At 71.7% G+C, this 20,540-nt stretch carries 20 protein-coding genes; 8 read left to right on the top strand and 12 right to left on the bottom strand.

Annotated features, from left to right (window positions below; translation table 11 throughout):
- Positions 1–9: 9 nt before the first annotated feature.
- Positions 10–705 carry a methyltransferase domain-containing protein gene (locus GA0070619_RS14900; protein ID WP_088948623.1) on the bottom strand — a complete coding sequence of 232 codons (696 nt, stop codon included), beginning with the start codon at positions 703–705 and terminating at the stop codon, positions 10–12.
- A 28-nt stretch (positions 706–733) separates the two neighbouring features.
- Between GA0070619_RS14900 and GA0070619_RS14895 the strand changes: the two genes are divergently transcribed.
- Positions 734–1,141: a MerR family transcriptional regulator gene (locus tag GA0070619_RS14895; RefSeq protein ID WP_197699650.1), complete on the top strand. Its 408-nt coding sequence runs from the start codon at positions 734–736 to the stop codon at positions 1,139–1,141.
- Here GA0070619_RS14895 and sthA read toward each other — a convergent pair.
- The 3 genes from sthA to GA0070619_RS14880 form a co-directional block, all read right to left on the bottom strand.
- Positions 1,138–2,541, bottom strand: coding sequence for a Si-specific NAD(P)(+) transhydrogenase (sthA, locus tag GA0070619_RS14890; RefSeq protein ID WP_088948621.1), 1,404 nt, complete (start codon positions 2,539–2,541; stop codon positions 1,138–1,140). The genes GA0070619_RS14895 and sthA overlap by 4 nt on opposite strands.
- A 142-nt stretch (positions 2,542–2,683) precedes the next feature.
- A complete protein-coding gene (locus tag GA0070619_RS14885; protein ID WP_088948620.1) occupies positions 2,684–3,322 on the bottom strand; it encodes a response regulator in 639 nt (212 codons plus the stop codon).
- Complete coding sequence (locus tag GA0070619_RS14880) at positions 3,319–4,521, bottom strand: sensor histidine kinase (RefSeq protein ID WP_088948619.1); 1,203 nt, start codon at positions 4,519–4,521, stop codon at positions 3,319–3,321. The genes GA0070619_RS14885 and GA0070619_RS14880 overlap by 4 nt, the downstream gene beginning before the upstream one ends.
- Positions 4,522–4,667: 146 nt before the next feature.
- On the opposite strand from GA0070619_RS14880, the gene GA0070619_RS14875 reads away from it, so the two are divergent.
- Both GA0070619_RS14875 and GA0070619_RS14870 read left to right on the top strand, forming a co-directional pair.
- Entirely contained in the window at positions 4,668–5,426 is a 759-nt protein-coding gene (locus tag GA0070619_RS14875) for an ABC transporter ATP-binding protein (protein WP_088948618.1), read from the top strand.
- Positions 5,423–7,954: an FtsX-like permease family protein gene (locus tag GA0070619_RS14870; protein WP_088948617.1), complete on the top strand. Its 2,532-nt coding sequence runs from the start codon at positions 5,423–5,425 to the stop codon at positions 7,952–7,954. The genes GA0070619_RS14875 and GA0070619_RS14870 overlap by 4 nt, the downstream gene beginning before the upstream one ends.
- A 23-nt stretch (positions 7,955–7,977) precedes the next feature.
- Here GA0070619_RS14870 and GA0070619_RS14865 read toward each other — a convergent pair whose 3' ends face one another.
- Positions 7,978–8,400, bottom strand: coding sequence for a DUF2000 domain-containing protein (locus GA0070619_RS14865; RefSeq protein ID WP_088948616.1), 423 nt, complete (start codon positions 8,398–8,400; stop codon positions 7,978–7,980).
- 50 nt (positions 8,401–8,450) lie between these two features.
- On the opposite strand from GA0070619_RS14865, the gene GA0070619_RS14860 reads away from it, so the two are divergent.
- Entirely contained in the window at positions 8,451–9,284 is an 834-nt protein-coding gene (locus tag GA0070619_RS14860) for a helix-turn-helix transcriptional regulator (protein ID WP_088948615.1), read from the top strand.
- Here the strand turns inward: GA0070619_RS14860 and GA0070619_RS14855 are convergent.
- The 7 genes from GA0070619_RS14855 to GA0070619_RS14825 all read right to left on the bottom strand — a co-directional run bounded on the left by GA0070619_RS14855 (position 9,262) and on the right by GA0070619_RS14825 (position 15,879).
- On the bottom strand, positions 9,262–10,095 hold the full coding sequence (locus tag GA0070619_RS14855; protein WP_088951813.1) for a helix-turn-helix transcriptional regulator: 834 nt from the start codon (positions 10,093–10,095) through the stop codon (positions 9,262–9,264). The two genes, GA0070619_RS14860 and GA0070619_RS14855, sit on opposite strands and share 23 nt — an antisense overlap.
- A 165-nt stretch (positions 10,096–10,260) precedes the next feature.
- On the bottom strand, positions 10,261–11,685 hold the full coding sequence (locus GA0070619_RS14850) for an aldehyde dehydrogenase family protein (protein WP_088951812.1): 1,425 nt from the start codon (positions 11,683–11,685) through the stop codon (positions 10,261–10,263).
- 84 nt (positions 11,686–11,769) lie between these two features.
- Entirely contained in the window at positions 11,770–12,735 is a 966-nt protein-coding gene (locus tag GA0070619_RS14845) for a quinone oxidoreductase family protein (protein ID WP_088948614.1), read from the bottom strand.
- Complete coding sequence (locus GA0070619_RS14840) at positions 12,732–13,094, bottom strand: hypothetical protein (protein ID WP_088948613.1); 363 nt, start codon at positions 13,092–13,094, stop codon at positions 12,732–12,734. The genes GA0070619_RS14845 and GA0070619_RS14840 overlap by 4 nt, the downstream gene beginning before the upstream one ends.
- Positions 13,091–13,957: a DODA-type extradiol aromatic ring-opening family dioxygenase gene (locus GA0070619_RS14835; RefSeq protein WP_088948612.1), complete on the bottom strand. Its 867-nt coding sequence runs from the start codon at positions 13,955–13,957 to the stop codon at positions 13,091–13,093. The genes GA0070619_RS14840 and GA0070619_RS14835 overlap by 4 nt, the downstream gene beginning before the upstream one ends.
- 30 nt (positions 13,958–13,987) lie before the next feature.
- Positions 13,988–14,758, bottom strand: a complete 771-nt coding sequence (locus GA0070619_RS14830; protein ID WP_088951811.1) for a citryl-CoA lyase — start codon at positions 14,756–14,758, stop codon at positions 13,988–13,990.
- Positions 14,743–15,879 carry a CaiB/BaiF CoA transferase family protein gene (locus GA0070619_RS14825; RefSeq protein ID WP_088948611.1) on the bottom strand — a complete coding sequence of 379 codons (1,137 nt, stop codon included), beginning with the start codon at positions 15,877–15,879 and terminating at the stop codon, positions 14,743–14,745. The genes GA0070619_RS14830 and GA0070619_RS14825 overlap by 16 nt, the downstream gene beginning before the upstream one ends.
- 198 nt (positions 15,880–16,077) lie before the next feature.
- On the opposite strand from GA0070619_RS14825, the gene GA0070619_RS14820 reads away from it, so the two are divergent.
- The 4 genes from GA0070619_RS14820 to GA0070619_RS14805 all read left to right on the top strand — a co-directional run bounded on the left by GA0070619_RS14820 (position 16,078) and on the right by GA0070619_RS14805 (position 20,336).
- Positions 16,078–17,514, top strand: a complete 1,437-nt coding sequence (locus tag GA0070619_RS14820; RefSeq protein WP_088948610.1) for an amidohydrolase family protein — start codon at positions 16,078–16,080, stop codon at positions 17,512–17,514.
- 3 nt (positions 17,515–17,517) lie between these two features.
- A complete protein-coding gene (locus tag GA0070619_RS14815; protein ID WP_088948609.1) occupies positions 17,518–18,321 on the top strand; it encodes an IclR family transcriptional regulator domain-containing protein in 804 nt (267 codons plus the stop codon).
- A gap of 79 nt (positions 18,322–18,400) precedes the next feature.
- Positions 18,401–18,976, top strand: coding sequence for a DinB family protein (locus GA0070619_RS14810; protein WP_088948608.1), 576 nt, complete (start codon positions 18,401–18,403; stop codon positions 18,974–18,976).
- Between the two features lie 109 nt (positions 18,977–19,085).
- Positions 19,086–20,336: an HNH endonuclease signature motif containing protein gene (locus GA0070619_RS14805; protein WP_088948607.1), complete on the top strand. Its 1,251-nt coding sequence runs from the start codon at positions 19,086–19,088 to the stop codon at positions 20,334–20,336.
- Positions 20,337–20,540 lie beyond the last annotated feature (204 nt).

The raw sequence follows: 20,540 nt of genomic DNA, 5'->3' as shown, positions 1-20,540 counted from the left end.
CGTTCGCTGTCAGGCCTGGGCGGCGACGAGGAACATCGGCACGACGACGAGGATCCGGTTCGCGCGGGCGCGCTCGATCTGCCCGGCGAGCCAGGTTTCCTCGTCGGTGATCCGTTTCACCAGGTCCAGCGCGGTGGCGTCGGTGAACACGGCGGTGTGCACCTCGACGGTCGGGTCGGTGAAGCCGGCGTCGAGCAGCAGGTTGCGATACCGCCGGGCAACGCGCGGCGACGGGAGCGAGTCGGCCTTCGCGTGGATCAGCCGGCGGGTGGTTTCCGGCTCGTCCGAGTCGATGGCGATCAGGTCCCAGTCCTGGCCGATCAGTACGGCTCGGCCGCCCGGTGCGAGCACTCGCCGCGCCTCGGCTACGGCCCGCGCCGGGTCGTCGAGCACGTGCAACACCTTGTCCGCCCGGTAGTAGCTGGCCGATCCGGTCTCGAGCGGCAGTTCGGTGGCGTCGCCGACATGGAACTCGTCGGCAGGCCAGCGCTTGCGGGCCACGGCGATCATCACGGGGTCGAGGTCGACGCCGACCGCGTGGGCTCCGCGCTCGGCCAGCTCGGCGACGGCCCGGCCACTGCCACAGCCAGCGTCGACCACGGTTCGGCCAGTGAGGTCACCGAGCAACTCGTAGGAACGGGCACGTAGTTTGACGGCCGCAGGCTCGCTCTCGATGGCATCGAGGACAGCTAGAAGACTGGACATGCTTGCCATGGTCGGACTTAATGTCGACATGAAGTCAAGCACGATGACGATCGGCGACGTGGCCGACCACTTCGGCCTGCCGGCGCACGTACTGCGGCACTGGGAGTCGGTGGGCCTGCTCCGCCCCGCCCGGGTCACCGGCGGTCGTCGCCGCTACACCCGCGACGACCTGTTCCGGGTGGCCTCGATTCTGCGCGCGAAGCAGGCCGGCCTGTCGCTGCCGGACATCCGGGCGTTCCTCGCCGCGGGCGACCCGGCCGCCCGCAAGGACGTGCTGCGCCGGAACCACAGCGCGCTCCAGGCCAGGATGGCGGCGCTGCGGTCGGCGCTCGACCTGCTTGAGGCCGGGCTGAACTGCTCACACGAGGACATCTCGACCTGCCCGAACTACCGCAGCCAGTTGGCGGAGCTGGTGGAGGTCGGGGGCAGTGACTAGCCGTCTATGCGGGTTATGTTGCGGATCTTGTTGGAGGCGTCCAGGGCGGCGACCTTGTACGCCTCGGCCAGCGTCGGGTAGTTGAACACCGCGTCTATCAGGTAGTCGATCGTGCCGCCGCAGCCCATCACCGCCTGACCGATGTGGACGATCTCGGTGGCGGCGGTGCCGAACACGTGCACCCCGAGCAGTCGGCCGTCGTCGGGGGAGACCAGCAGTTTCAGCATGCCGTACGAGTCGCCCACGATCTGGCCCCGGGCCAGCTCCCGGTAGCGCGCGATGCCCACCTCGAACGGTGTCGAGGTGTCGGTGAGCTGCGCCTCGGTCTGCCCGACGAAGCTGATCTCCGGGATCGTGTAGATGCCGATCGGTTGCAGCCCGTGCATCTCCCGGATCGGCTCGCCGCAGGCGTGCTGCGCGGCCAACCGGCCCTGCTCCATCGAGGTGGACGCGAGGGCGGGAAAGCCGATCACGTCGCCGACGGCGTAGATGTTGTCGACCGGGGTGCGGTAGTTGGCGTCGACAGCGATCCGGCCGCGTCGGTCCGCTTCCAGCCCGGCCGCCTCCAGCGCGAGGTCGTCGGTCTGGCCCTGCCGGCCGGCCGAGTACATGACCGTGTCCGCGACGATCTTCTTGCCGCTCTTGAGGATGCAGAGCGCGGCCGTCTGGTGCTTCTCCACGGCGGCGACCTCCTCGCCGAAGCGGAACGCCACGGACAGGTCGCGCAGGTGGTACTTCAGCGACTCGACGACCTCCTCGTCGCAGAACTCGAGCATCCGGTCGCGGCGTTCCACGACTGTCACCTTGGTGCCGAGCGCGGCGAACATCGACGCGTACTCCATGCCGATCACGCCGGCGCCGACCACGACCATGCTGCGGGGCACGGCCTGGAGGTTGATGACGCCGTCGGAGTCCACGATCGTCCGGTCGTCGAAGTCGACGCTGTCCGGGCGGGCCGGGCGCGTGCCGGCAGCAATAATGATCTTGTCGAAGGTCACTCTGGACTCGCGGCCGGAGCCGCCGTCGACCCAGATCGTGTGCGCGTCCGCGAAGCGCCCGGTGCCGGTGATCATCGCGACCCGGTTGCGGGCCAGTTGATTGCGGATGACGTCGGTCTGCCGGGCGATCACGTGCTGCGTCCGGGCCGCCAGGTCGCTGACCGTGATCTCGTCCTTGACCCGGTAGCTGCTGCCGTAGAGGTCGCGCTGGCTCAGCCCGGTCAGGTAGAGCACGGCCTCGCGCAGGGTCTTGGAGGGGACGGTGCCGGTGTTGATGCACACCCCACCGATCATGTCGCGGCGGTCCACGATGCCGACCCGCCTGCCGAGCTTGGCGGCGGCGATCGCGGCCTTCTGACCACTGGGTCCGGAGCCCAGCACCAACAGGTCGTAGTCATACACAGGCGTTAGCGTCGCAATATGTCGCGGCGCGCGCCAGACCCCGGAGTCGAGCGTTATTCGTCCGCCACCGTGCAGAGGCCGCCAGGCGGGTGGTGTTCGGTCACCACCCAACCCCATTCCGCCCGCCAGCCATCGCGCGCCTCTAGCCGACGAGGCGTCGTTCCCAGGCCCAGGCGGCGATCTCGACCCGGTTGCGGGCCTTGAGCTTCATCTGCACGCTGGCCAGGTGGGTCTTGACCGTGCCGACGGCGATGAAGAGCTGGGCGGCGATCTCGGCGTTGGTCAGGCCCCGGGCGACGAGCTTCACCACGTCGCGTTCCCGTGGTGACAGCCCGGCGTCGTCGTGGGCCGGAGCGGGGGAGCTGAGGTGCTCCAGCAGCCGTACCGTGATGGACGGGCTGATCAGCGCGTCACCGGACACGGCCGCGCGGACCGCCTCGATGAGCAGCGCCGGGCCGGAGTCCTTGAGCAGGAAGCCGCAGGCGCCGTTTGACAGCGCGGTGTGCACGTACTCGTCCAGGTCGAAGGTGGTCACCACGACCACCCGGATCGGGTCGGCGACGCCCGGCCCCGCGAGCAGCCGCAGTGCCTCCAGACCGTCGAGGCGGGGCATCCGGATGTCCAGCAGCACCACGTCCGGGCGCAGCCGCCGGGCCAGTTCCACGGCCGCGACTCCGTCGGCGGCCTCGCCGACCACCGTCATGTCCGACTGCGACCCGATGATCATGCCGAAGCCGGTCCGGACCATCGCCTGGTCGTCGGCGATCAACACCCGGATCACCGCCCCACCGCCGTGCGCAGCGGGAACGCCGCATCGAGCACCCACCCACCGGCGACGCCCGGTCCGGCGGTGATCGTGCCACCGAGGGCGCGTACCCGCTCGGTGAGGCCGATCAGACCGAAGCCGTGCCCCCGGGCCGGCGCGGTGCGCCCGGTGGCGCCGTCGTCGGCCACCCGGACCAGAAGCCAGTCGGGGGTACGTCGCACGGCCACGTCCACCGATCGGGCGTCCGGCGCGTGCTGGCGGGTGTTGGTCAGCCCCTCCATCACCACCCGGTACGCCGAGGTCGAGACCTCCACCGGCAGTCCGCCCAGGTCGCCGTCGACGTGCAGCCGGGCCGGCGCGTTCGCTGCCCCGTTGAACCCCGTCACCAGTGGCTCCAACTCGCTCACCCCGGCGAGTGGGGCCAACGGCGCGTCCGGTGGGGCGTTCGGGTTACGCAGGATCCCGACCATCCGCCGCATCGAGGCCATCGTCTCCGCACCGGCCCGCTCGATCTGCTCCAGGGCGACGATGACCCGTTGCGGGTCCTGTTCGGCGACGAACCGGGCGCCCTGCGCCTGCACCACAATGCCGGTCACGTGGTGGGCGATGAAGTCGTGTAGGTCCCGGGCGAACTCGGCACGCTGCTCGGCCCGGACCAGCGCGATCGCCCGTTCCCGACCGGCGGCCACGATCCGCAGGTAGAGCCCCACCCCGGCGGCGCCCGCCGCGGCGATTACCTGGAGCAGACCGAAGATCACCAGCAGGTTCTCGGTGCCGACGCGCAGCGGCATCGCGGCGACGGCGAGCCCGGCCGCCACCGCCGCCCACGGAGCGAGCCGGGGCGCGCCCCAGCGGCTCACCACGAAGACCACGCCGATCAGCCCCGCCGACTCGGCGAGCCCCCAGGTGCGGGCGGGCAGGATGCCACCGCCTCCGGAGAGGAGCACCACCCCCGCGGTCACGGCCAGTGAGGCGGTGGCCAGTGCCAGCGCGGCCACCGGCAGCCGGCGGGAACCCGGCCGGTGCACCGGCAGCCAGAGTGGCACCGTCGCCACCGCCAACCCCATCGGCACCAGCAGGAGCAGGAGACCGACGATCCCGCGGTCATCCGCCGTGCTGGCCGCGAAGTCGAAGAGAGCGAGCAGGCCAAAGGCCACCAGCCCGGCAGCCTGGGCCAGACGTATCCACCACAGTCGAAGATCCGGCGCGCTCATGATGACCCAGCGTAGCCAACCGGACGGAGGTGGCAGATCGGCCGAAAGACAGACCCGGCGACCGCGATACCCGGCCCCGGGCCGATGCGCCGACCCGTCGTCGGCGGCGAGGCTTCCCGGGTCACATCGCAGCCACTGGAGGAACAATGACGACCCACGCCCCACCGGACACCAGCCAAGCGGCCGTCGCCGCCGTCGACCTGGTGAAGGTGTACGGCAGCGGGGACACCTCGGTCCGTGCCCTGGACGGCGTCTCGGTCGGCTTCGGCCGGGCCGAGTTCACCGCGATCATGGGTTCGTCCGGGTCCGGCAAGTCGACACTGATGCACTGCCTCGCCGGCCTCGACACCGCCACCTCCGGCCGTGTCCTGCTCGGCGGCACGGAGCTGACCGGCCAGTCGGACCGGACGCTGACGCGGGTACGCCGGGAGCGGATCGGGTTCGTCTTCCAGTCCTTCAACCTGCTGCCGCAGCTGACCGCCGCGCAGAACATCACCCTGCCGCTTGACCTCGCCGGCCGGCAGCCCGATGCCGAACTCCTGGCGCGCCTGGTCGACCTGCTGGGCCTCGGTGACCGCCTGAAGCACCGGCCGAGCGAGCTGTCCGGCGGTCAGCAGCAGCGCGTGGCGCTGGCCCGGGCGTTGGTGGCCCGGCCCGAGGTGGTCTTCGCCGACGAGCCGACCGGCAACCTCGACTCCCGCTCCGGCGCGGAGGTGCTCACCATCCTGCGCGACTCGGTGCGCGACCTCGGTCAGACCGTCGTCATGGTGACCCACGACCCGATCGCCGCCGCGTACGCCGACCGGGTGGTGCTGCTCGCCGACGGTCGGATCGCCGGCGAGATCGACAAGCCGGACCAGGGTTCGGTCACCGACGCGCTGCGTGATCTGGCGGCCCGCGCATGAGGGCGACAGTGCTGCGTACCCAGACGAGCGCCGCGGCCCGACGACCCGGCCGGCTGATCCTGACCGGTCTGGCGATCCTGGTCGCGTCCTTCGTCGTCTTCGGCACCGTGCTGGTGCAGCAGATCACCGAACGGACCGTGCGCGACAACCTGAGCGGCACCCCGGCCGCCACCGACCTGGTGATCGGCGACTTCGACCACGCGCCACCCACTGTGGCGGATCTGGAGCGCGTCCGCGCCGTGCCCGGTGTGGCCGAGGCGGTGAGCCGGGTGTCGATCGGGGTGTCCATCGGTGAGGGGTACCTGAACCTCCAGGCCGATCCGGGCACCGGCCCGCTGACCAGGGTCCGGGTCATCGAGGGCAGCTACCCGGACGCCCCCGGCGAGATCGCGGTCACCCCGCGTACCGCCGAGCGGCTCGGGCTGCCGGTCGGCGCCACGACCAGCGGCACGGGCGGTGAACTCACCACGCCCGCCCGGCTCACCGTGACCGGGTTGGTCGACAGCGCGGCCGACGCCGGGTACGACGCGTACGCCCCGGACACCGTCGTGACGTCCTGGGGACGCCTGACGGCCCTGGAGCGCGTCGACGTGCGGGTGGCGCCGGGCACGTCGACGGAGACCATCCGCCAACAGGTGGTCGCGGCGGTCGCCGGCCAGCCGATCCGGACCGGTGCGCAGGTGCGCCAGGCGGAGGCCAACGCGGCGGCCGAGGAGGTCGGGAGGCTCTTCATCCTGGTCGGCATGTTCGTCTCGATCGCTGTCGTCGCGGCGGCGCTGGTGGTCACCTCGACCTTCCGAATCGTCTTCGCCCAGCGGATGCGGCAGCTCGCGTTGCTGCGTGCGGTCGGCGCGGACCGGGGCGCCCTGGTGGGGGCGATGACCGCCGAGGGGGCGCTGACCGGGCTGGTCGCCGGCGTCATCGGGGTGGCCAGCGCACTCGCCCTCGGGTACGCGCTGCCGGCCATCCTGCGCGCCTCCGGCATGGCCGTCTCCTCGCCGGGTCTGCCACTGGCGACGGCGGGCGTGGTGGTGATCGGCGCCGTCGTGGTCACCGTGCTGGCCGTCCTGGCGCCGGCGCTCTCGGCCGCCCGGGTCTCCCCACTGGAGGCATTGCGGACGGCGAGCACCACCTCCGGCCGGCGCGGCATCGGGGTGCTCCGCCTGGTGTTCGGGCTGCTCCTGGCAGTCGGCGCGGTGCTGGCCGCCGTCGTGACGGTCAGCCAGTTGCCGGAGCCGGACCAGTCGACGTACGACCCCGTGATGCCGCTGCTCCTGCTGGTCGGGTCCGGCGGGCTGGCGTTCTTCGCGCTGGTGGCCCTCGGGCCGCTGCTGGTGCGGCCGGTGCTGGCCGTGGTGGGTTGGCCGCTGCGCCAGCTCGGACCGCTCGGGCGGATGTCGGTCGGCGGGATCGGTGGGGCGCCGCGTCGGGCGGCAGCGGTCTCCGTCGTCGTCGCGCTCGGCGTCACCCTGATCTCCGGGGTGGTCATCGGCGGCGCGTCGCTTCAGGTCCTCGCCGACCGCGAGGTGGCGCTGTCCGCGCCGACCGACTTCGAGGTCACCAGCAACGGCGGGACGCTGCCGGGGGCCCTCGTGACCCAGGCGAAGGCAGCGGACGGGGCGCTGGCCCGGGTGGTGCCGTACCGGCGGGTCGGCGACGTCACCCTGACGCGCGGCGGTGATCAGCTCGGCGACATCGAGTCCGGTTACCCGACGAGCGACCTGGACGTGGCCGCGTTGCCGACGATCCGGGACCTGGACGTGGCGCAGGGTGCCCTGGCCGATCGTGGTCCGGGTCGGATCGTGCTCGCCGGTTGGGTCGGCCGGGACGCCGGACTGCACGTCGGCGACACCGCCACGCTCGCCCTCGGCGGGCGGACCGTCGACGTACGCGTCGCCGCGGTCCTCCCCGCCGAAGGCCCCCTGCACGTCGGCATCCTGGCCGACCGGGGCGACCTCGACCGGCTCGGCGTCCCCACGGCGTACACCGGTCTGCTCGCCGACGCGGCCGGAGCCGGCGAGGACGGTCGGACCGCCGGCGTGCGGGCGCTGCGGCAGGCGATCGCCGGCACCGACGGGGTGGGCCTCGCGGTGCTCGCCGACGAACGGGACCGCAACGACGCCCTGGTGCGCACCCTGGTCTGGATCGCTGTCGGTCTGGTCAGCCTGACCGTGCTGATCGCGGTCGTCGGCGTGGGTTCCACCACCGCGCTGTCGGTAGTGGAGCGGATCCGCGAGTCCGGGTTGCTGCGGGCGATCGGCCTGTCCCGGACCGGCCTGCGCACCATGTTGACCGTCGAGTCCGGCCTGTACGGGGTGATCGGGGCGACCATCGGTCTGCTGCTCGGCGTCCCGTACGCCTGGTTGGCGGTGCACGCCCTCGGGATCAACGCACCGCTGACCGTGCCGGTGCTGCCGCTGGTCGGGCTCTTCGTGACGCTGGTCGGGCTGACCGCGTTGGCCGGAGTGCTGCCGGCACGACGGGCGTCGCGGGTCAGCCCGGTGGCGGCGTTGGGGGCCGACGGATGACCCCCGTGGTGACACGGTCAGCGTCACGGGTGCATCGACGCGCCCTTGAGCACCTTGTCCACCACGTTGCGCGGGGCGTGCAGCGCCAGGCCCACCAGGTCGAGCTTCTCCCGACCGACCGCCTGCACGGCCGCGCGGTTGTCCCGGTCGTTGCCGGTGGCGAACAGGTCGGCCGTGAAGACCGCGAGCCGCAGCCCGCGGGAGAGGGCTCGCGAGTGCGCGCCGACCAGCGTCGCCCGATCCCCGGCGAAGACCAGCACGGGCTGGCCGAACATCGGCAGGTACCGGGTGCCGTCCGCGTCGCGGTACTCCTCGCCGAGCAGCTCCGGCTGGGCGTTCGCGATGCCGCTGACCAGGAAGGCGGTGACGTTCAGCCGCTGCCAGCTCGCCAGGTCGTCACGGAGCAGCACAGCGGTCTTGGTGGGAAAGCGAATCGGTTCGGTCATGGCGTCGAGCCTGCCCGCCCCGAGACCGACCGGTCTTGTACGTTCTTAGCGTGGCCACCCGCCCGGCGGGCTCGCACGTCAACGCGTGGCGACCCCTGGTAGCCGGGGTCGCCGAGGTCTTCCACGCCCATTTCGTGGATCACGCCTATCCCCGACACATCCACGACGTGTGGACGCTGCTGATCGTCGACGACGGAGCGGTCCGCTTCGACCTGGACCGGCACCGGCACGGTGCGCTGCGCACGTCGGTCACCCTGCTGCCGCCGTACGTGCCGCACGACGGCAGCTCCGCCACACCGGGCGGGTTCCGTAAACGGGTCCTGTATCTCGACACCTCGGCGCTCGGTGCCGAACTGGTCGGCCGGGCGGTCGACGAACCGGACCTGGCCGACCCGCAGCTACGCGACCGGATCCACCACCTGCACCAGGTGCTCGCCGCACCCGGGGACGAGTTCGAGGCTGAGAGTCGGCTCGCGCTCATCCTGGAGCGGCTGCGCGGCCAGCTCCGTCAGCGCCCCCCGGTCGAGGGTCAGCCGTCCGGACCGGGCCTCGCCGTCCGACTGCGGGAGCTGCTGGACGCCCGCACCGTCGAGGGCGTCACGCTGGGCGAGGCCGCCGAGCTTCTGCACGCCCACCCGACCCACCTGGTCCGGACGTTCACCCACGTGCACGGCGTGCCGCCGCACTCGTACCTGACCGGCCGCCGGGTCGAGCTGGTCCGTCGCCTGCTCCTCGCCGGGCAGCGACCGGCCGAGGCCGCCGTCGCGGCCGGATTCTTCGACCAGGCGCATCTGACCCGCCACTTCCGGCGGTACCTGGGCGTCAGCCCGGCCCGCTACCTCGGCGGGCCGGTCACCGGGATCAGACGAGCTGGCCGCCGATGACGGCGAGCAGCCGCAGCTTCTCGTCGCTCTCCGAGCCGGGCACGGCGGTGAAGACCAGCAGCGTCTGGGAGTGGTCGGGGTCCACCAGGGTCTGGCAGTGCAGCTCCAACGCCCCGACCTCCGGGTGCAGGAAGTGCTTCGACGGGCAGTAGCCGGTCGGCACCGGGTGCTCGCGCCACAGCTGCGCGAACTCCGGGCTCCTGGCCAGCAGGTCGTCGACGAGGGCGGCGGCCCGCGATCCGCGCCCGTCACGGGTGTACGACGCCCGCAGGTCCGCCACGAGCAGGCGGCTCTGCGTCCGGTGATCCTCCGCCGGGTGCAGTTGCCGTGCGGTCGGGTCGGTGAACCAGCGGTGGTGCGCGCTACGCGCCAGCCCGGCGTACCGGGTCTCGTCGCCGAGCAGGGCGACGGCCGGCGCGGTCTGCGCCAGGGTCTCGCCGAGGTGGTTCACCACCTGGGCAGGGGTGTCGTGCATCCGGTCGAGGATGCGCATCATCCCCGGGTTGACGTGGTCGGCCCGTACCGCCCGGTGGGGGATCGCGTGGCCGGCGAGCTGGAACAGGTGGTCGCGTTCGGTCAGGGAGAGCCGCAGGCCACGGGCCAGGGCGGCGAGCATCTGCTCCGACGGGTGCGGCCCCCGCTGCTGCTCCAACCGGCTGTAGTAGTCGGTGGACATCCCGCTCAACGTGGCGACTTCCTCGCGCCGCAGCCCACCGGTACGCCGACGCGGCCCCCGGGGCAACCCCACATCCTCGGGCTGGAGCGCCTCCCGTCGGGTGCGCAGGAAACTGGCCAGTTGGGCGCGGTCCACGGTGTCTCCGATCACTGCGTGCCGGCAGGGGCCGGCCTTTTCACTGCAACAGGCGAGCCCGGCGACGGTGTTCCGCCTGCCCCAAGATCGCACGGGATCCTGGGGCAGGCGGGCCAGCGGGACGCGGGGCCGGTGCGTCCCGCGGGTGGGGGTTGTCCGGTTCGGTCAGCGCTGGATGGACTTGGTCTCCAGGAACTCCTCCAGGCCGAAGCGGCCGAATTCGCGGCCGTTGCCGGACTGCTTGTAGCCGCCGAACGGCGCGAGCGGGTTCCAGTGCCCGGCGTTCACGTCGACCTGGCCCACGCGCAGCCGCCGCGCCACGGCGAGGGCATGCTCCGGCTCGCCGAAGACACCGCTGGTCAGGCCGTACAGGGTGCCGTTGGCGATGGCCACGGCCTCCTCCTCGTCGGCGTACGGGATGATCGTCAGCACCGGCCCGAAGATCTCCTCCTGAGCGATCGCGGAGGACGGGTCGACGTCGGCGAAGATCGTCGGCTGGACGTAGGCGCCGTTCGTCAGGCCCTCCGGCCGGTCCGGCCCGCCGAACACCAGCCGGGCACCGTCGGCGCTGCCCCGCTCGATGTAGCCGACGACCTTCTGCCGGTGTGCCTCGGAGGCCATCGGACCGATCCGGGTGGCCTCGTCGTTCGGGTCGCCGACGGTGTACTGCTTCGCCGCCTCGACGGCCAACGCCACGACCTCGTCCTGACGGGAGGCGGGCACCAGCATCCTCGGCCACGCGCCGCAGACCTGACCGCCGTTGCTGAACGCCATCATGAGACCCCGCTCGACCGCGGCGGGCAGGTCGGCGTCGTCGAGGATGATGTTCGCGCCCTTGCCGCCCAGCTCCAGTGCGACCCGCTTGACGGTCGCCGCGGCCACCGAGGAGATCCGCTGCCCGGCCCGGGTGGAGCCGGTGAAGGAGATCATGTCGATGTCCGGGTGGGCGGAGATCGCCTCCCCGACGGTCGCCCCGGTGCCGTAGACGACGTTGAACACACCCGCCGGTACGCCGGCCTCGGCGGCGACCTCGGCGAGGATGCGCGCGGTCAGCGGGGCGTTCTCGGACGGCTTGAAGACCATCGTGTTGCCGGCGAGCAGCGCCGGCGCCAGCTTGGAGACGATCTGCTGCAACGGGAAGTTCCACGGTGTGATCGCACCGACCACACCGATCGGCTCACGAACGATCAGCGAGTTGCCGACCTCCTCGGTCCACGCGAAGTCGTCGGCCAGGCCGGCGACGGACTCGACCACGGCGGCCGGGAAGGCGACCTGGGCGGTCCGGGACATCCCGATCGGGGAGCCCATCTCGGCGGTGATCGCCTGGGCGATCTCCTCCGTGCGGGCGGCGAGGCCCGCGCCGAGGCGGCGCAGGACGTCCGCCCGGTGCTGCGGCGTGGTCGCCGCCCAAGCCGGGAAGGCTGCCCGAGCGGCGGCGACGGCACTGTCGACGTCATCGGCGGTGCCGGCCGGGGTCTCGGCGACGACCTTGCCGGTGGCGGGGTTCACGACGGGAAGGGTGCCGGCGGAGCCGGCGACGGTCTCGCCACCGATCCAGTGGCCGGTGACGGCGTAGGTGGAAGTTGTCATGGACCGACCGTCGCACCGGCCCGGCACCCCAACCAGGTGCGCTCTATCCAGGGTCTCGCGGTCCCTGGCTGGGACCCGGCCCGGTCAGAGCGCCAGCACGATTCGCCCGGCGGCGATGCCGGCGTCCTGCCGGGCCCAGGCGTCCGCGACCGAGTCGAACGGCACGATCTCGTGGTCGACGGTGAGCCGCCCCGCCGCCGCGTGCCCGGCCACCACGCCCAGCGCCGCCGCCCGTTGCGCGGTCGACAGCCCGTTGTTGGTGTAGCCGACCAGGCGCAGCGAGCCGCCGCGCAGCACGGCGGACTCGATCGGCGCGGTGGCCCCCGCCGCGCTGCCCAGGTTGACCAGCCGGCCACCGGGGCGCAGCACCCGCAGGGCCGCCGCCGCCGGGACACCGAAGACCGGGTCGAGGACGAGGTCGACCGGACCGTCGGCGACCGCACGGAGTCGGTCGGCCATCGACGCGACGTCGTCGTCGGGCAGCAGCGGGATGGCGACCGCCGCGCCGAGCTCCTCGGCGCGGGCCCGTGCCACAGCAGAGCGGGCCACGGCGATGACCCGGCGGGCGCCGCCGAGCAGGGCCAGCTGGACGGCGGCCTGGCCGACCACGCCGCCGGCCCCGAGCACGATGACCTGCTCGCCGGCGGTCAGGCCACCGCCGTGGGTCAGCGCCGCGTGGGCGGCCACCGCGGAGAGACCCAGGGCCGCGAGCAGGGTCAGCGGTACGCCGGACGGCAGCGCCACCACGTCGGCGGAGGGCACCGCGACAGTGGTCGCCATGCTGCCGTCGACGCCGGACCTCATCCCGGCCGACGTGCCGAACCAGACGGCCGAGCCGTCGGCGAGCCGGCCGACACCCTGCACACCCGGCACGTACGGGGTGCTCGGCGCGCCGAAGTAGCTGGTGCCGCTGGCGCAGAGCAGGTCCAGCGGGGTGATCGGCACAGCCTCGACGGTGACCGCCACCTCGCCGTCGTTCGGCACGGGCGCCGGCCGCTCGGTGATCGTCGGCGGTGTGCCGCAGGCGTTGAGCACTGCCGCGCGGATCACGTCGCGATGTCCGGGTAGGGCATCGGGAAGTGCGCCAGCCGTGCGCCGTAGGACTTCTGGTATTCCAGCGGCTCGGTGTTGTCCCGTTCGAAGAGGGCGATGAAGAGGGTCAGGGTGAGGAACGGGTGTGCCCCCAACTCGAACAGCTTCACGTGGTCGTGGGTGGCCAACGCCTCCCGCTCCACGTCGTCGAAGCGCAACCAGGTGCTCGCCTCGCCGGTGTGGCAGTTCAGCACTGTGTTGGCGCACTCGGCCTCCCACCAGGTGACCAGCTCGCGCGGCTCGCTGCGGTAGCGCTCGACCAGCTCAGGGTCCCGGTCGACCATGAAGAGGAACTTGTTCAGCAGGTACTTGCTCATGCCGCCGGCGCTCCGTTCGGGTACCAGGTGAAGTAGGCCTCCATGGTGTGGAACAGATCGAGGGTGTCGACGTAGTCGGCCTTCGCGCCGGCCCCGGCCACGCCCATCATGAGCATGAAGTCCATGAAGCCGTGGGTGGCGTTGCCCGGTGAGTGCAGGCTGTCCAACGTGACCTCGCGCAGGCAGCCGTCCAGGTCGCCGTTGGCGATCCACTCGACGGCCCGCTGGTCGAACTCCGGGTCCGGGCCGTGCGGGCCGAACTGTCGGGGGCCGCCCAGCTCCAGCGACAGGTGACCGGTGCCGATGACGGCCACCCGCAGGTGCGAGGGCCACGACTCGACGATCTCCCGGATGGCCTCGCCGAGCTGCACGAAGCGCTTCGGCTGCGGCAGCGGCGGCGCGAAGATGTTCGTGTAGATCGGCACGATCGGCAGGTCGGCCTCGGGCCGCAGCGTGATGATCGGGCAGGTGATGCTGTGGTCGATGCGCAGCTCGTTGCTGAACGCGAGGTCGAAACCGGAGTCGAGCCCGGCCCGCAGGATGTGCCCGGACAGGTCCTCCTGGCCCTTGAGCAGCATCCGGGGCAGCCCGAACTCGCGTTCCTCGTTGTACCAGTTCGCGTCGTACGAGGGTGCCTTGCCGACCAGGAACTGCGGCATGTTGTCCAGCCAGAGCTGGTGGAAGTGGTCGGAGCCGACCATCACCAGCACGTCGGGCCGGGCCCGGGTCAACGTCTCCCGGAAGGCCAGGATCTTGCTGGTCCACTCGTCGGCGAACGGCGGCCGGTCATCGCCGGTGGCCGTGCTGGCCCGGTAGTAGAAGGGGTGGTGGGTGGAGGCGATGACCGCGACGACGGTGGCCATTGGGCTCCTTTCGCTGGCAGCAGAGGGGGATCAGGGCTCGTAGACGGCGTTGCGGTCCACGGTGCGGTAGATGTCCATGCCGAGCGGGCGGCGCCGCTCCTCGGCGAGGTGCCCGAGCAGCCCCGCCGCGCGGGCCAGCAGGGCGAAACCGCGCAGCATCTCGACGGGGAGCCCGAGGTCGGCGAGCGCCGCGCCGCAGACCCCGGCGCCGTTGAGGGGCAGGGTCCGGCCGAGCACCTGCGGGTGCACCCGCCCGATCGCCTCGAACAGCCGCAGGTGCGGGCCGTGCAGACCCTCCTCGGTGGCGATCCGGATCAGCACGGGCGTGCGCGGGTCCTGCTCCTTGTGCACCGGATGCCCGAGCCCGGGGACCAGTCGGCGCTCCTGCCTGGCCCGGGTGACCGCGTCGAGCGCCAGCGCGTCGTAGTCGGTCACCTCACCGGCCCCCGCGAGGGTGTCGGCGAGGAAGCGTCCACAGTCCTCGGTGACACCGAGGAAGCGGGAGCCGCCGCCGAGCAGGCCGGCGGCGAGCGCGCCCTGCAACGACTCCGGCGCCGACAGGTACGTCAGCCGGGCCGCGATCGCTGTCGGTGTGAAGCCGTGATCGGCGAGTGCCACCAGCACCGCCTCGAAGACCCGCACCTCACCCCGGGTGGGCCGGCGGCCGGCGACCAGCCAGTACGCCAGCTCGCCGAAGCCGACCTCGCCCATCAGGTCGCCGGCCAGGTCCTGCCCGAGCAGGGAGATGCTCGTCGGGTCGGACGTGCCGATCCCGGTCGGAAAGCTCAGTTCTTCAGCCACGCGCGGATCTCCTCGCCGTGTTCGTCGAGCCCGGGCGGCGGCAGCTCGTAGCGCGCCGGGGTGTCGGAGAAGGTGATGGGGTTGCGGACGCCGGGCACGTCACCGACGGCCACGACCGGGTCGAGCCCCAGCTCCTCGGCGAGCGCCACGCCGCCGTCGATGGTGTTGATCGGCGCGCAGGGGACGCCCGCGGCGAGCAGGTCCCGGAACCACTCGTCCTTGGTCCGCTGGGCGAGTCGTTGCACCAGCAGCGGCCGCAGCTCCTCGCGGTTGGCGGTGCGGTCCTGGTTGCGCCCGAAGCGCGGGTCGTCGGGCAGTTCGGGCAGGTCGAGCACCTGGCAGAGCTTGCGGAACTGCCCGTCGTTGCCGGCGATGACGATCAGCTCGCCGTCGGCGGTGGGCAGCGGCTCGTACGGGAAGAGGCTGGGGTGCGCGTTGCCCATCCGGAACGGGACGGTGCCGCCGGCGACGTAGCCGCTGGAGTGGTTGACCAGCCCGGACAGCGCCGAGCTGAGCAGGTTGACCTCGACGTGCTGACCCCGCCCGGTCTCGCCACGGTGGCGCAGCGCGGCGAGGATGCCGATGTTCGCGTGCAGCCCGGCCATGACGTCGAAGACGGAGATCCCGGCCCGGTACGGCGAGCCGTCCGGGTCGCCGGTGAGGCTCATCAGGCCCGAGATCGCCTGCACCATCAGGTCGTAGCCGGGGAAGTCCCTACCCGCGCCGGTGCCGAAACCGCTGATGCTCGCGTACACGATCCTGTTGTTGCTCGCGGCGACGCTGTCGTAGTCGAGGCCGAACCGGGCGAGGCCGCCCGGCCGGAAGTTCTCGATCATCACGTCGGCGCGGCGGGCCAGCTCCTGCGCGGCGGCCACGTCGTCCGGCTTCTTAAGATCCAGGGCGACCGACCGCTTGTTGCGGTTGATGCCGAGGTAGTACGTCGAGACGCCGTCGCGGGTGGGCGGCATCCAGGTGCGGGTGTCGTCGCCACCGGGACTCTCCACTTTGATCACCTGTGCGCCCAGGTCGGCCAGGAGCATCGTCGCGTACGGCCCGGCGAGGATCCGGGAGAAGTCCGCGACGAGCAGGCCGGCCAGTGGCCCCGTCGATTGCTGCACCATGTTTCCGCCCGTCCTGCGGACACCTGTCCGCCGGAACAGCTTGCGACACCGCAGGGGGCCTGTCAACGGTGCGTTCATCGCGCGGAAACACGCTCTTGACACGTCTCGTGACCGGGACCACACTTGCGCCACTCGGGCTGGCCGCACAGCGGACAAGAGTCCGGACTCCCCTCGTACCCCGGAAAGGAATGGGTGGCGATGAGCGCAACCGACCGGCCGGTGGTCTTCCGAAACGGCCTGGTTCTCACCATGGACGACGCCCACACGGTGCTGCCCGGCGCCGACGTGCTGGTCGTCGGCGACCGGATCGCGGAGGTCGGCGTCGGCCTCACCGCGCCCGACGACGCCCTGGAGATCGACGCCACCGGCGGCATCCTGATGCCGGGCATGGTCGACACCCACCGGCACATGTGGCAGACCGCCATGCGTGGGTACGGCGCCGACTGGACCCTGACCCAGTACTTCGTCTGGTACTACCTCGAATCCGGCAAGCTGTTCCGTCCCGAGGACGTCTACGCCGGCAACCTGCTCGGCGCCATCGAGGCGATCGACGCGGGTGTCACCACCACCGTCGACTGGTCACACGGGCTCCAGACGCCTGAGCACGCCGACGCGGCAGTGGACGCCCTGGAGGCGGTCGACGGACGGTTCGTGCTCGCCTACGGAAACATCCAGCAGGGGCCCTGGCAGTGGGCCACCTCGCCGGAGTTCCGCGACTTCCACCGCCGCCGCATCGACGGCGGCAAGCTGGCCGGCTTTCAGATGGCGTTCGACGTCACCGGCGACCCGGCCTTCCCGGAGCGGGCCGCCTTCGAGGTGGCCCGGGAGTTGGGCGCCGCGGTGACCACCCACGCCGGAGTCTGGGGCGCCACCAACGACGACGGCATCCGGCTGATGCACGAGAACGGGTTCATGACCCCGTCGACGGTCTACGTGCACGCGGCGACGCTCACCCACGACTCGTACAACCGGATCGCCGCGACCGGCGGCTCCGTCTCCGTCTCCACCGAGAGCGAGCAGAGCGCCGGTCAGGGCTACCCGCCCACCTGGCAGTTGCGCCACCACGACATCCCGGTGTCGCTGTCGATGGACACCAGCGTGTGGTGGAGCGGCGACCTCTTCTCGGCGATGCGGAGCACGCTCGGCGCGGACCGCTCCCGCGAGCACCTGGAGGCGCACGCCAAGCAGGAGACCATCACCCACTGTCACCTGCGCGCCGAGCAGGTCGTCGAGTGGGCCACCCGAGGCGGCGCCCGCGCGCTCGGCATGGACTCCACGATCGGCGCCCTCACCGCCGGCCGACAGGCCGACGTGGTTCTGATCAAGAACGACGCGTCGCCGGTGATGTTCCCGATCCTGAACCCGCACGGTCACGTCGTCTTCCAGGCCCAGCGCGGCGACGTGCACACCGTGCTGGTCGGTGGGCGAATCGTCAAGCAGGACGGCCGCCTCGTCGGCGTCGACCTCGCCGCCGCGCGGGCCGCGGTGGCGTCGACCATCGACCACCTCCGCGAGACGATGGGGGAGGAGGCGTGGCAGCGGGGCATGAACCCGGACGTCCCCGAGACCGCGATCCTGGAGAACCCCTACCAGTACACCGAGTGGGACGCCGGCTCGGCGCAATGGAAGCATTAGGACATGAGTGACAACGGAAGGGGCGCCGGGCCCGACTTCATCGAGGCTCTCGCCCGTGGCCTCGACGTCCTGCGCTCCTTCCGTCCGGCCTGCCCGTCGATGACGCTCAGCGAGATCGCCGCCGCCACCGGCCTCGCCCGGCCCACCGTCCGGCGCATCCTCATCACGCTCGAATCGCTGGGCTACGTCCGCGCGGTCGGCCGTGGCCACACCCTCACGCCGCGCGTCCTGGAGCTGGGGATGGCGTACGTCAACGCGCTGAACATGTGGGACGTGGCCCGCCCGCACATGGAGAAGCTGGTCGCCCAGACCAACGAGTCGACCTCGATGGCACAGCTGGACGGCAGCGACATCGTCTACGTCGCCCGGGTGGCCGTCCCGAAGATCGTGACGCTCGGCGTCACCATCGGCACCCGGTTCCCGGCTCCCGCGACCTCGATGGGCAAGGTGCTGCTCGCGGCACTGCCACCGGAAACCCTGGCCGCCGTGCTCGCCGAGCCGACCCGCTCCGGCATCACACCACGCTGGCAGCCCTCTCCGGGCGACCTCGACGCCGTGCTGCGCGAGGTGCGGGCGAAGGGCTGGGCCCTCGCCGACCAGGACCTGGCCCCGGGAATCCGGTCCGTCGCGACCGGCGTACGCGACGGCGACGGGCGTGTCGTCGCCGCCATCAACGTGACAGTGCACGCGGCCGAGACCTCGCTGGAGACCCTGCGGGAAGAGCATCTGCCGAGGCTGCTGCGCGCCGCCGCCGACATCGGGCACGACTGGGCGCTGACCGCCGCCGTGCCGGTGGTCACCGTCTAGGTGCGCTGGCCTGCCGGTCATGAGGTCCGCGGATCGTCCGGGGCGGCGCCGACACCCGGCCGGATGCCATAGTGCCGCGATGAAGGCAGACCTGCACAGTTACTTGAGGGGCGGCCGCGACACGCTGCTGTGGAAGCTCGACGGGCTCGGTGAATACGATATTCGGCGTCCATTGACCCCGACCGGGACCAACCTGCTCGGTCTGGTGAAGCACGCGGCGGCCATGGAGATCCTCTACTTCGGCGTCGTGTTCGGCCGACCGTTCGACCAGGAGCTGGCGTACGTCGGCGACGGTGCGGAGGCCAATGCCGACATGTGGGCGACCGCGGATGAGACCCGCGAGGAGATCGTCGGGGTGTACCGTCGCGCGATCGCCCACGCCGACACCACCATCGAAGCCCTCGCGCTGGACGAGGTCGGCCGCGTGCCGTGGTGGGGTGACGCAGCGGTCACGTTGCACCACGTCCTGGTTCACGTCATCGCGGAAACACAACGGCACGCCGGCCACGCTGACATCGTGCGCGAACTCATCGACGGCGCGGCCGGGCTGCTGCCCAGCAACGACACCCTGCCCCCCGCCGACGAGTCGTGGTGGCTGGACCACCGCCAGCGGGTGGAGCAGGCTGCCCTCGACGCCGGCAAACGCAGCAACTAGGTCCTTTGTCGATCATGGCAGCCAGATGGCGGCGATGAGGGCCAGGTGGGCCTGCTACGGATCGATCATGATGACTGAAAGTGTCGTACACGTGTTCTAGATTCAGGTCATGGTCGAGGAGTTGCCGCAGGCAGAGGATGCCATCGCGGCCTGCGCCGACACGGCCATCTGGGCACTGCCAGAGGGCGAGCTGATCGCCGCGCTCGACACCGCGTACCGCATCGAGCAGCGACTCGCGGCGGTGAAGCTGGCCCTGATCCGTGAGCTCGACGGCCGAGGCACCGCCACCACGCAGGGTGCCTCCTCCACCGCGGTCTGGCTCCGCGAACGGTTACGCCTCACCATCCCGGCCGCTCGCCGCCTCGTCGACCTCGCCGCCGTCCTGGACACCGGCAACCCTGGCGTACGTCACGCACTGGCCGATGGCCACATCACCGTGGAGCAGGCCCGGGTCATCACCGACACGATCGACACCGTGCAGACCGCCGCCGGTCCCGAGGCCGCTGACAAGGCCCTCGGAGTGCTCGTCGAGTGGGCCGGGCAATTCGACCCCACCCTTCTCCGCAAACTCAGCACCCGCATCCTCGACCACGTCGCACCCGACATCGCCGATGCCGCCGCAAAGGCCGCCCTGGACGCCGAAGCCCGCCGCGCGACCCGCGACCGCCACCTCACCCTCTCCACCCTCACCGACGGCCGTCTGCGACTCACCGGCATCCTCGACACCGAGACAGCCGGGCTGCTCCGCGCCGCCATCGACCCCCTGAGCGCACCGTCGGGCCCTGATGACCAGCGCTCTCCCGGGCAGCGCCGGCACGACGCCCTCAGCGATGTGTGCCGCCTCGCCCTGCGCACCGGCGAGCTGCCCGAGCACGGCGGCGATTGCGCCCAGGTCGTCGTCACCACCAGCTACGACGGGTTGACCCGGCAACTGGGCAGCGGCACTATCGACACCGGCCTGCACCTCACCCCCGAGGCCGTGCGCCGACTCGCCTGCGACGCAGGCATCCTTCCCGCCGTCCTCAGCGGAGCCGGCCAGCCACTCGACATCGGCCGGCAACGCCGTCTCATCACCGGCACCCTCCGGCGAGCCCTGGTGCTGCGGGACGGTGGCTGCGCCTTCCCGGGCTGCGATCGACCACCGCGCTGGTGCGACGCACACCACATCGAGCACTGGGCCGACGGCGGCCAGACCAGCCTCACCAACGCCGTCCTGCTCTGCGGCCACCATCACCGGCACCTGCACCACAGTGAATGGACCGTGCGCCTGGCAGGCGACGGCCACCCAGAATTCGTCCCACCGGCCTGGCTCGACCCCGAACAACTACCCCGTCGCAACCACTACCACCGACGAACGTGAGCACCACGAGCACAGAACGATCCCCCCGGTAGCCAGCACAGCACGCCCTGATTCCGCCCGGCCACCGAGGCGAGGAGAGGCGCGGGACCAGGATCCGCACGCTGCTGTCGCCCTGACCTTGGCCGGCTCGGTGCTGCTGGTCGAGGGCCGGGCTGATCCGGACCGCTGCCCGTCCGGCTGGTGGTTCTGCTGGTTGGTCGCCAC

It is taken from the genome of Micromonospora zamorensis (genome assembly GCF_900090275.1).
Classification (GTDB): Bacteria; Actinomycetota; Actinomycetes; order Mycobacteriales; family Micromonosporaceae; genus Micromonospora; species Micromonospora zamorensis.
This window is presented reverse-complemented; position numbering and strand designations above follow the sequence as displayed.